The sequence below is a fragment of the Aquirufa sp. A-Brett2-W8 genome (assembly GCF_054558755.1).
The window spans coordinates 186,459-198,743 of record NZ_JBPXKS010000002.1 but is presented as its reverse complement, the minus strand read 5'-3'; the positions used below and the strand labels follow the sequence as shown (position 1 = coordinate 198,743).

Sequence of the window (12,285 nt, the reverse complement as noted above, 5' to 3'; positions counted from 1 at the left end):
ATAACTATGAAAAAAGTATTCCTTTTGACCTTGCTTTTTGCAGGTCTGTTCAATTTTGCTGTGGAAGCAAAAAAAACTGACAATCGTTATTTCGAAATGCGCATCTACTATTGCCATCCAGGCAGACTAGACGCTTTATTAGAAAGATTCACGAATCATACAACGAAAATTTTTGAAAAGCATGGCATGACAAATGTGGGTTATTGGATACCCACTAATAATACGGAAAATGCCCTTTACTATATTTTAGCCTATCCATCTCAAGCTGCGCGCGATTCCTCTTGGAAGCATTTTAGCAGTGATCCAGAATGGAAGGTCGTATCTAAAAAATCAGAAGAAACAGGGAAAATTGTGGCTAAAGTGAAAAGCATTTTCATGAATGCGACAGATTTTAGCCCTAAAATCAAACCTTCAGGAGGTGCTATCGATCAAACGTTTGAGTTGCGAACCTATACTCAATTGCCAGGCAGAAATCCAGCTATTTTAGCTCGTTTCAGAGATCATACAGTGAAAATTTTCAAGCAACATGGCATGAAGAATATCGCCTATTTCACGACTATTGAGAAAGATCCAGCGGTACAAAGCAAATTAGTTTATTTGATCTCCCATGCTTCGCAAGAGGCAGCAAAGGAGAATTGGGCTGGCTTTAGCAACGATCCTAAATGGAAAAAAGTAGCCGCAGACTCTGAAAAAGACGGTAAAATCTTGGAAAAAATAGAGTCTGTGTTTATGACCCCTACTACCTTCTCAACTATTCGATAATACGATGAAAATAGCCAAAAATGCTCCGCTCCTATTCCTAGGTGGGATGATTAGTCTCGTGAGCTTAGGTATCCCTAAATTGATTCAGACGAAGAAAATAATTTCTGATTCTATTCAATTAAAGGTATCCACGCTTCAAGTACCTGAAGGTTTAGAGGTGAAACCTTTCGCTTCAGAACCGATGTTAATTAATCCCACTAATATTGACGTGGATTCTAAAGGACGCGTTTGGGTGTTAGAAGCATATAATTATCGTCCTGGTATTAATGGGAATCCTACTAACCCACAAGGGGATCGGATTTTGATTTTAGAGGATACTAACGGCGATGGTCTAGCGGATTCTCGTAAAGTGTTTTATCAATCACCTGAAATTAATGCCCCTTTAGGCATTGCCGTTTTAGATTCGATGGTGATTGTATCCCAAAGTCCCTATATCTGGAAAATGTTCGATGATAAACGGGATGGAAAGGCAGATCGCAAGGAAGTTATGTTTTCCGGAATTGGAGGAGATCAGCATGACCATGGGGCGCATGCCTTTACTTTTGGTCCAGATGGAAAACTTTATTTTAATCTAGGAAACGAAGGAAAGCAATTATTAGATGGGAAAGGCAATCCTGTTTTAGATCAAGATGGAGATCCGATAGGTCCTAAAAAATACCGTCAAGGAATGGTTTTCCGCTGTAACCTAGACGGAAGTCAGGTGGAGGTATTAGGACATAATTTCAGAAATAATTACGAGGTGGCTGTAGACTCTTATGGGGGGCTTTGGCAATCAGATAATGATGATGATGGCAACAAAGGGGTACGAATAAATGCCGTTTTCGAGCATGGAAACTACGGTTATGTGGATGAAATGACCGGTGAAGGTTGGAATGTAAATCGAACTAATATCGAAAAAGAGATTCCTTTACGTCACTGGCATTTAAATGATCCAGGGGTGATGCCTAATTTATTGCAAACCGGTGCAGGTTCTCCTACAGGGATGATTATTTATGAAGGGAATTTATTGCCTTCTATCTTCCAAAATCAAATGATTCATACGGATGCGGGCCCTAATGTCGTTCGCTCCTATGCCACGACACCTTGGGGTGCCGGATACGAAGCTCGCATTAATAATCTAATTAGCTCTAGAGATCAATGGTTTAGACCTGCCGATGTCGCTGCTGCACCAGATGGTTCACTATTTGTAGCTGATTGGTACGATCCAGGCGTAGGTGGACACCAAGCTGGCGATCAAGCTAAAGGACGTATTTACCGCATTGCACCCAAAGGTCATGCGTATAAAACAGCTGCCATAGATCTAAGTACCCCTGAATCAGCCTTTAAAGTCTTAGAGAATCCTAATTTAGAAACTCGTTTTCTCGCTTTTCAAGCCTTGAAAAAAATGGGGTCTAGAGCAGACGCTGTGTTAGAAAAAGCCTTCTACACGAACGAAAATCCACGTTTTAGGGCAAGAGCGTTTTGGGTATTAAACCAAGGCCCACGTTCAAATGAATTTATTCAAAAAGCCTACGAGCAAGCTAATCCGAGCCTTAAAATGATGGCAATTCGAGCTGCTAAGCAGAAGCCTTTTGCAGAATGGGCTTCACTAGCTACTAAGGCGGTAAAAGATCAGCATGCGTCAGTCAGAAGAGAATTAGCAATTGCCTTGCGCCATCTTTCCGGTGACGAAGTGAATAAACTATGGGCTACTTTAGCCATGCGCCATAACGGGCAAGATCGCTGGTATTTAGAAGCCTTAGGCATCGGTGCTGATGGTAATTGGGATGAACGATTTGAGGCATATATGGCTTTAAAGCCAGAAAATTCAAAAGGCTATGCCGATATGGTGTGGAGAGCTAGAACCGAAAAGGCCCTCCCCGCATTAATTGAAATGATTGGAAATACGAAATCGTTAGCCTATTTCCGCGCTTTGGATTTTATGCCGGGGGAGAAAAAATCAGAGGCTTTATTTGGCCTAATTAGTGGAAAATTTGCGTCGGATATAACGGTACAGATCGAGGCAGTTCGCCATGTTAAGCCTGACTATATTGCCGTTCACCCAGAAGCTAAACAAGTGCTATCTAGTCTATTAAAGCAAATAAACGGTAAACAATACCTTGAATTAGTAGATTACTATCAATTAAAGGAGGAAAGTTCCCGCATATTAGACATGATTATCTCTGGAAACGAAAGAACAAAATCTGGTCAAGTTTTATACAATTTAGCGGGAGGAGCAGAACTCATTCGGTCGACTTTCTTTGCAGGCAAAGAAGCTGATCAATTAGCCCTTATCGAATCGCTGCGTTACCAAGGAAAGAATGAATCTGCACAATTGTTATTTGAAGCAACAACAGATCCTAAATTTAGTAAATCCGTACAGATGCAAGCTGCCCGCGTGATAGGTAATGCCTATCCGACCGAAGAATTTGTCCTGGATTTACTAGATAAAAAGAAATTCCCCGCTGCCTATGTTCCCTTAGTGGTAGAAAGTCTACAAAAAGCATGGAGAAAATCCATCCGAACAAGAGCAAATAGTTATTTAGACAAACATCAAACTGAAACTAAGAAATCGCATCCAGCGATGGCTGATTTAGTTAAAATGTCAGGGGATGCTGTGAAAGGTAAAATAGCATTCTCTAATTCCTGCGCTATGTGTCACGTTGTGAATAATGAGGGAATTGATTTTGGACCAAAGCTGACCGAAATCGGCACCAAATTATCAAAAGAAGGGATGTATATGTCCGTTCTACATCCCAATGCGGGTATTGGTTTTGGCTATGAGACTTTTGAGGTAAATACTAAATCAGGGGATACGTATCAGGGTATTGTTGTTTCTAAAAACGAAACGGATATCGTATTACGCATTCCTGGAGGAATGGTGAAAAGCTTCAAGACATCCGCCTTAAAAACAGTCAAGCAATTACCTGAATCGCTCATGCCTGAGGGTTTAGCCGATGCTATGAGCGCGACTGAATTAGTTGATCTAATGGAATATTTATTCACTTTAAAGAAAAAATAAGATGAATCGTCGTGACTTTGCCTCCATTTTGGGTGCCAGTTTATTAATTCCTTCCTTTTCGAAAGGGTCTAGCATTGCGCGGGAGAAGCCATTTGAATTAAATTATGCTCCGCATTTTGGCATGTTTAAAAACCACGCAGGGCCGTCTGAATTAGATCAGCTACAGTTTATGTATGATCAAGGATTTACTGCCTTAGAAGACAATGAGCTCATGGGAAGACCGGTTGCGCTACAGGAAAAAATCGGAGAAAAGTTAGCTAAGCTAAATATGAAAATGGGTGTGTTTGTCATCAAATTCGATGGATTTTTTGACAAGCAAACCATGACTACCGGCAAGAAAGAGTGGACCGATTTATTCCTTGATTCTTGCCGAAAAGCGGTAGACACCTCGAAGCGTATAAATGCGAAATGGGCCACCGTGGTTCCTGGTAATTTCACGAGAGATCTGCCCATGGGCATCCAAACAGGCCACGTGATAGATAATTTAAAACGTGCGGCAGAAATCTTAGAGCCTGCTGGACTAACTATGGTTTTAGAACCACTAAGCGATAACTCAGACTTATTTTTACGCTATTCCGACCAAACCTATAGTATATGCAGAGCGGTAGGCTCCCCCTCTTGCAAAATTCTTTTTGACATGTATCATATGCAACGAAATGAAGGAAATCTCATTGCAAACATGGATAAATGCTGGGATGAAATCGCCTATCTTCAAATAGGGGACAATCCAGGCCGTAAAGAACCTACCACGGGAGAAGTAAATTATCAAAATATTTTCAGGCACTTAAAACAAAAAGGATTTACCGGCGTTTTAGGCATGGAACATGGAAATTCTAAACCGGGTAAGGAAGGAGAAATAGCTTTAATTGAAGCTTATCGCAAATCAGACGTCTAATTATTGCCTCTTTTATTTGCTAAAATTAAATTTAATTTAGACATTCGCTTAATTATCTAATTAAGATGGACGCAAAATTCAAAGCAATCAACGATCCTACCCGGAGAGAAATATTGCATTTCTTAGTGAATGGCCCACAAAATGCAGGACAAATTGCCTCTCAGTTTGATATGAGCAAACCTAGCATTTCACATCACTTGGATCTGCTAAAGCAAGCAAATCTAATCCAAGCTGATAAAAAGGGACAATTTATTGTATATAAACTAGACAAAACAGGCTTTGAAGTTATACATGCCTGGTTTCAGTCCTTCTCTAAGTATTTTGAATTCCCTAAACCTAAAATTAGAATCGAAATTTAATCTGTATTAACATGAATTTTCACCTGCCCAGTACTTTTCAATTTATACAATCTTATCTTCCAGCTAATACCAAAGGAATGGGTATTACGACTTTATCAAAGCGTAACCTATTTCAGTCCATCGGTGATTTTTTTGCGGAAAAATCGGGTAATAAAAGAGTATCCTATATAGCTGTGGGAGACGACTTTATTCATCAAATGCATTTTCAAGGGACTGATTTGATCGCTGAAAAAACAATCCAAATAGAGCAATTAGACCATTTTTATGTATCAGAAGGTCAAACTCCGGATGGAATTATACACCACTTATCCTGTGATGCGACCATCATAAAATCTAAAAAGAAAACGGAGGATGTGCACATAAAAATCCTTCCTTGCCTTTTAGGTGAAAATGCGTCCAATATTCAGGTAATCCAAACCATTCAATGGGCACAAGAATCCAAGAAATCAATCATTGATATCTTGAAGACATGGCCAGAACGAATTGAAAAACATAAAGCAAAAATCGCTGCTGAAGAAGCTGCGGCTTTGAAAGCTGCAGAAGAGGAAGCAGCGGCCCTGAAAGCAGCAGAAGAAGAGGCAGCTAAAGCTGCTAAAGAATAATTATTCCTTTATTTTTTGGTCTACATTTAAGTCGAATAATTCTTTCGAGGTTAGCGCCACGAGACTAACGAGTACCATCGTCACCCCTGCACCTATTAAAACGGATGGAACGGTTCCAAAGAACTTAGCAGCAACTCCCGATTCAAAGGCTCCCATCTCGTTCGAAGTACTCACAAAAACACCATTTACGGAAGAAACGCGGCCTCGCATTTCATCAGGAGTATAGAATCGTAGAACTGTTTGGCGAATCACAACGCTGATCGAATCAAAAGCCCCAGTAAAGAAAAGAGCTGTGACTGAGAGCCAAAAATTAGTCGAAAGACCGAATACGAAAGTGGCTATTCCGAATCCGGCAATCGCCAAAATTAAATTTCTCCAAGCATGTTTTAAAGGCGGGAAATAAACTAACGTAACCATCGTTACCACGGCTCCTACAGAAGGCGCAGCCCTTAAAATACCCAAACCCTCCGCTCCTACTTTCAAAATATCCTCCGCAAAAATGGGCAAGATGGCTATAACGCCGCCAAAAAGCACTGAGAACAAATCCAAGGAGATTGAATAGAGGATAATTTTGGTCTTAAAAACGTAGGCAATCCCTTCGCGTAAACTATGCCAAATCGATTCGTGGTGTACTGTCTTTACGGGTACGGGTCGATTTTCTATTTGAAAAATACACACCATGACACCGAGCAATAAGGCAATAACCGTTATCAATGAACCCGATAAACCTGCATAAGCATACAAGAATCCGGCCACACCTGGCCCTAAAATAGAACCTAATTGCCAAAAAGAGCTATTCCACGTTGCGGCATTTGCAAACACTTCTTTAGGCACTAAAAAGGGATTTAATGAGGATGCTGCGGGGCTGAAAAAACCTTTGGAAAGACCTATAATAAAAATAACCGCATAGATCGAATAAATATGAAAATCTGGATCTGCAGATCGAAGCTGCGAACTCGAATATAATAAAAAGATGGAGGCGGCAATGATGAGGGAAAGCGTCACCTGCATGATTTTTTTCTTATCTCGGTTATCGGCAAAATGCCCGCCAAACAAGACCAAAGAAATAAAAGGTACGGCTTCTGCTAAGCCAATCAGACCCAATGCCAAAGGATTATGGGTAATCTTATAAATCTCGTAAGCTAAAACTACTTCTTGAATCAACAAGGCAATGGTAAAAAGCGTGTTCCCTGTCACATACGCTCTAAACTCTGGAAATTGCAATGCTTTATAAGCTTCTTTATGTTGAAAAAATCCCATGCAAAAGATAAAATAGTGGACTCCAAAATGCTTAATCTGCCCAAAGTCGCTTATCCTCAGAAAAAGACAAAGGGGACAAAATGAACGTTAACCCAAATGTAACCAAAAAAGGCTCCGAAAACTACCTCACGAGAGCTATGCTTAATAAATCGCATCTTTTGTTTCAATTGTCTCTAAGGCAGAACCTACCTGAATTGTTCCTAAGGAAATAGGTACAAATTGCTGACCAAAATAGACTTTGTGATTAATCGTCCGAAAAGAGGATAGTGTTTTTAAGGTTTCCAAATCTGATTCGCCTGAGAGTGGATTTACATTTACTAAGGAACATCGGGCACAAGGTTTGGCACCATACAAACGAACCTCTCCCATTTTTATCTCAGCCCAAGTATCTTCCACAAATGGTTCAGTAGAATTTACAATAATATTAGGGCGAAATCGTAGGTGATCAACCGGTTCATTTAAGCGATCTTCCAATGCCTGGTAAGAGGCTGACCCTATGACTAAAAGTGGCAAAGAATCAGCAAATGAGGTGTTTTTAGCCAAAGACGTTTGGTGCTTTGGCTTCATTTCACGAGGATTTTCAGCTGAAATACGCACTAATTTAACATCCTCTTTTAAAGCCTCTGAAAACCACAACGACCAACCATCTAGAACTTCCTGAGCTAATAAGTGATCGTCCCAAATCTCTACGGGAATCCAAGCACCTAAGGTAGGATTCCAAATAAGTTCCTTCTCTAAGCCAGCAACAGAATCCTTCACCATAAATCCATGATCGGATTCAGCTAGGATAAAGCGAGTCAATTCAGGCCGCGTCCGCTGAGTAATAAATTTACCTGCAGCATCTACTAACATAAATCGACGATCGCCACGTAAACCTTCTCGCTCTACGACTGCTTTTTGTAACGAAATTGCCCCTAAGGACTTGATGGGATAGATAAAGAGATGCGAAATCATAGAACAAATGTAAGCTATTCTATGAAAAAAGCCCTATGAGTACTTATAGGCTTTCGCCTTCTTAATATGGCAAGATTTTCCTAAGTTTGTTTTATTGATTGTATTCAACCTATACCTATGAAACATTTTCGCTTAGCCTTATTCGCCATTTTATGTCCTTTAGTTGTAGAAGCGCAACAAGTTTTAACATTAGAGGACGCGATCCAACAAGGAATTTCAAAGCAATATTCGATTCAAATTTCAAGACAAAGAGAACGTATTGCAGCCAATGAAAATACCTTAGGGAATGCCGGATTTTTACCTACTGTTACGGGTACAGCTTCTAAGAATTATACGATTTCGGGACTAGATCAATCATTTTTTGGTGGTTTACGCCCACCATTAGTACAATCGGGTGTTAATTCAAATTCTGGAAATGCTGGTGTCGTGATGGCTTGGACACTTTATGATGGACAAGGAATGTTTATACTGCGTGATCGCTTTAAAGAATTACAAAATTTAGGAGCTAAGCAAACAGAGACAAATATTGAAAACTTAATTGCGCTAATCTCCTCTACCTATTATGATTTAATTCGACAAAATTTGCGGGTAAATAACTTCAAAAAAGGCCTCGAAATTTCAAATGACCGATTAAAACTAGCCAAGGATCGCTACGAGGTAGGACAAGGCTCTAAAGTGGATTATTACTCCGCTCAAGTAGATTATAATGAGGACAAAGCCCTATTAATCGCTCAGGAACAATCCTTCACCAATACTAAAATTGGATTTAATACGATTCTAATTAAAGACTACAAATCTGATTTTCAAATCAACACTAACATCGACTTGCTGCCCAAACTAAAGTTGGGGGAATTGAAAATGAGTGCCTTATCTCAAAACCCAAACCTAATTAGCGCTATTTTATCGAAAAAAATCAGTGATTTAGATACTAAAAGTTTACAGAGCCAACAAAAACCGCAAATCGATTTACTCGCAGGATATGCGATGAATAATGTAGCAAATGGGGCGGGTTTTGGAGTGGAAAAAGGAAGTAGTGATGTATTCAACTATGGTCTGAGAGCAACTATCAATATTTTTGATGGGTATAACCAAAAACGCCGAATTCAAAATGCGAAAATAAACGCAGAAATTGCCGCTATACAAATCGATGACTTGAAAAATGCCTTATTATCGTCTTTAGAAAGAACCTATGTTACCTATGAGAATTCGATGAATTTGATTCAATTAGAAACAGAAAACTACACGATTGCTAAGCAAAATATTGAAATCGCTTTTGATCGTTTCAAAGTAGGGATTGCCACCTCATACGAATTACGTGAGGTGCAACGCAATGCGGTAGCAGCAGAAACCCGTTTAATTGAGGCAAAATTCGCTGCTAAATCAGCAGAAATTGAATTAATTCGATTGAGCGGAAACTTGTTGTAATTCCTCGTTTAATTGTTGTTGATACAACTCATAATACAAGGATTTTGTCTTCATTAGCTCCTTGTGGCTTCCGCTTTCAAAGATTGTGCCATCTGATAAAACAAAGATTCGGTTCGCTAAGCGAGCAGAGGAAACGCGGTGAGAGATAATCAAGGAAGATTTTCCTACTGTTACCTGCTTTAAATTTTCTAAAATCGTATGCTCGGTATGTGTATCTACGGCGGAGAGGCAATCATCTAATACGAGCATTTTGGGATTTTTAACCAAAGCACGAGCGATCGACACACGCTGCTTTTGGCCACCTGAAAGTGTAATTCCTCGTTCCCCTAAAATGGTTTCGAATTGATCAGGAAACTCCATAATATTATCATAAACGTCCGCTTGTTTCGCTGCCACTTCAATCGCTTCTTGTGTTAGTGTATCATTCCCGAAGCGAATATTATCCGAAATACTCGTCGAAAACAAAAATACATCTTGCGGCACAAATCCTACAAAAGAACGAACCCAGGCTATATCCCAATCCTTCAAAGAAATGCCATCCAGTAAAATTTCCCCTGAAATAGGATCATAAAAACGAGCCATTAATAACGCAACGGTAGATTTACCAGAACCTGTTTGGCCTAATAAGGCAACAGACTCTCCACACTCAATCTTGAAACTCAGCTTTTCTAAAATGGGACGATCAGATCCAGGATAGGTAAAACTCACTTCCTTGAACTCCCAGTTTCCAATGATCTCCTGTCGAATTTGTTTTCCAATTGTTAATTCAGATTTGGCATCTAAAAACTCGTTAATCCGCTTCTGAGAAGCAGCTGCTCTTTGTATCTGTGAACTCGTCCAACCTAAAGCAGTCACCGGCCAAGTCAACATAAACACGTACATAATGAACTCCGTAATATTACCCACGGTCATCCGTCCGGCAATCACTTCCCGCGAACCTATGTACACGACTAAAATCGTCGAAAACCCGACCAATAAAGCAATCAAAGGGGTGAAAAGCGAATCCACCTTGACTAAACCGAGAGACTTTGCTCGGTAATCATTCGACGCTGATGCAAATGAATCCAAGGATTTTTTCTCCCTTACAAATGATTTTAATACGCGAATACCCGAAAAAGCCTCTTGAACAAAAGTAGAAATTTGCGATAAAGCACCTTGAATCTCTTCGGATTTTTTTATAATCACCGAATTCACATAATAAATACTAATCGATAAAATGGGCAGGGGCATTAATACATACCACATTAATTTTTGATTCACCTGCCACATAAAATAGATGACCAATATAAAGACAGCAATTAAATTAAGTCCATACATCATACTGGGCCCTACATACATGCGCACTTTACCTACGTCTTCGGAAATTCGAGCCATTAAATCACCCGTATTTTGTTGACGATAAAAGGACAATGGCAAAGTTTGGTAATGTGTATAGATCTCATTTTTTAATTCATACTCAATATGACGGGACATGACAATGAGGGTTTGGCGAACTAAAAACAGGAATACGCCCTTCATGATAGCCATCAAAATAATCAAGCCACCATAGAAAAAAAGGGTAAATCCGAAGATTTCGTAGAAAGCTTTTTGGAGGGTAAATCCTTTGAAGAGAAAATAAATATCGATGGTTTCCGTCACTAAATCGAGCGCGTAACGAACTAATTGTGCTGGAAAAACTCCGAAAAAATTAGAGAATAAAGTGAAGATAATTCCAAGGACTAACAGCCATTTGTACTTCCAAAAATACTGATTGATATGACTTAATGCGCCCATATAAAGATTAATTGAGTACAAAGATAGGACCTTTATCAATTAAAATTCTTAATTTTGAGATTCAAAACAAGACGCTCTTTTTTTTCGGATGGTTAACAGGAGATTACTACGGGTTAAAGCATTTCAACAATTGTATGCTTACTATACCCAAGAACGTGCCCAGTATCAATTAGCTTTTGATGGTTTAGCGACCATTTTTCAGCCTGATTTATCCTTGATGGTCTCGAAAGAGGATCAAATGCCTCGCTTAGAGGGTCTAAGACAACTAGCCGAAATTCAATTAAAAGAGCATTTCCAAGAAATCACTTCGGAAGAAACAATTCCCGTTGAAGCGCAAGATGCCGCTCATTCGGTTTTCCAAACTTACCACGCTAATGTTAAGCAAATCGCGGAAAAGCTGAAAAAGGATATGGTTTTAGAAGTAGAATCCATCAATAAGCAGTACCTGAAAATTCTATTTTATTTACAGCAATTACCATTAATTGCGCTTTGGGATGAAAACAGGCGTCTTTTAGAAAATTCGACGAAGACGTCCTTATTAGCAAAAAACAAAGTGCTTTATATTCTTTCCAAATGGGGTGATTTACAACGTGCCTTTGATAAAAATCGCATTGGTTGGTCGGAAGATGAAGAAAATTTAATCAAGAAATTATTTATCGAGAACATCCTGACGGATGAAACCTTCTTAACTTACCTTCCTAACTCAGGCAAGAAGTTTGAAGATGATTTAGAATTCGTCAAACATGTATTGAAAAATTTCCTTCTAAAACACGAGTCGATGACAGAGTATTTTGAGGAAAAAGATTTAAATTGGTCTTTGAATAAGGATGTAGTAAAAAGCATGGCAAACAAAACCTTTAAAATAGAGGCTTTGGAGGACATGAGTTTACAGCCACTCGCAATCCAATGGGAGGACGATAAATTATTCTTTGAGGAATTGTTTGATTACAGCGTGACTGAAGACAAGCAACTAAGCACGTGGATCGGTGACCAAACTAAAAACTGGGAATCTGATCGCCTAGCAGTTTCAGATTTTATCATCTTAAAAATGGCCTTAGCCGAGATGGTTAAATTCTCAAGTATTCCGGTTAAAGTAAGTATAAATGAATATATCGAACTGGCGAAAAACTATTCGACACCTAAGTCTGGCCAATTTATTAATGGTATTTTAGACGTGGTTTCGAGCCGCTTAGTTCACGAAAAAGTGATTAATAAATCGGGTCGAGGATTAATCGACATAGCTAATAAATAAAA

At 39.3% G+C, this 12,285-nt stretch carries 10 protein-coding genes; 7 read left to right on the top strand and 3 right to left on the bottom strand.

Annotated elements, in window-relative coordinates; genetic code table 11:
• Nucleotides 1–6: 6 nt before the first annotated feature.
• From ACST13_RS00845 to ACST13_RS00825, 5 genes are all read left to right on the top strand, one after another.
• The gene (locus tag ACST13_RS00845; RefSeq protein WP_459521326.1) at nt 7–762 is read left to right on the top strand and encodes an NIPSNAP family protein; all 756 of its coding nucleotides are present in this window, start codon (nt 7–9) and stop codon (nt 760–762) included.
• 4 nt (nt 763–766) lie between these two features.
• A complete protein-coding gene (locus ACST13_RS00840; protein ID WP_459521325.1) occupies nt 767–3,763 on the top strand; it encodes a PVC-type heme-binding CxxCH protein in 2,997 nt (998 codons plus the stop codon).
• Between the two features lies 1 nt (nt 3,764).
• A complete protein-coding gene (locus tag ACST13_RS00835) occupies nt 3,765–4,658 on the top strand; it encodes a hydroxypyruvate isomerase family protein (protein WP_459521324.1) in 894 nt (297 codons plus the stop codon).
• Between the two features lie 65 nt (nt 4,659–4,723).
• Nucleotides 4,724–5,017: an autorepressor SdpR family transcription factor gene (locus ACST13_RS00830; RefSeq protein ID WP_459521323.1), complete on the top strand. Its 294-nt coding sequence runs from the start codon at nt 4,724–4,726 to the stop codon at nt 5,015–5,017.
• Between the two features lie 11 nt (nt 5,018–5,028).
• Nucleotides 5,029–5,619: a hypothetical protein gene (locus ACST13_RS00825; protein ID WP_459521322.1), complete on the top strand. Its 591-nt coding sequence runs from the start codon at nt 5,029–5,031 to the stop codon at nt 5,617–5,619.
• Here the strand turns inward: ACST13_RS00825 and ACST13_RS00820 are convergent, their stop codons facing one another.
• Together ACST13_RS00820 and ACST13_RS00815 are read right to left on the bottom strand one after the other, a co-directional pair.
• A complete protein-coding gene (locus ACST13_RS00820) occupies nt 5,620–6,879 on the bottom strand; it encodes an MFS transporter (protein WP_459521321.1) in 1,260 nt (419 codons plus the stop codon).
• Between the two features lie 141 nt (nt 6,880–7,020).
• Complete coding sequence (locus ACST13_RS00815; RefSeq protein ID WP_459521320.1) at nt 7,021–7,833, bottom strand: MOSC domain-containing protein; 813 nt, start codon at nt 7,831–7,833, stop codon at nt 7,021–7,023.
• A 117-nt stretch (nt 7,834–7,950) separates the two neighbouring features.
• On the opposite strand from ACST13_RS00815, the gene ACST13_RS00810 reads away from it, so the two are divergent.
• Nucleotides 7,951–9,258, top strand: coding sequence for a TolC family protein (locus ACST13_RS00810; protein WP_459521319.1), 1,308 nt, complete (start codon nt 7,951–7,953; stop codon nt 9,256–9,258).
• Here the strand turns inward: ACST13_RS00810 and ACST13_RS00805 are convergent.
• A complete protein-coding gene (locus tag ACST13_RS00805) occupies nt 9,229–11,031 on the bottom strand; it encodes an ABC transporter ATP-binding protein (RefSeq protein ID WP_459521318.1) in 1,803 nt (600 codons plus the stop codon). The two genes, ACST13_RS00810 and ACST13_RS00805, sit on opposite strands and share 30 nt — an antisense overlap.
• Nucleotides 11,032–11,119: 88 nt before the next feature.
• On the opposite strand from ACST13_RS00805, the gene nusB reads away from it, so the two are divergent.
• Nucleotides 11,120–12,283 (top strand): transcription antitermination factor NusB, encoded by a 1,164-nt coding sequence (gene nusB, locus ACST13_RS00800; protein ID WP_459521317.1) that lies wholly within the window; start codon nt 11,120–11,122, stop codon nt 12,281–12,283.
• Nucleotides 12,284–12,285 lie beyond the last annotated feature (2 nt).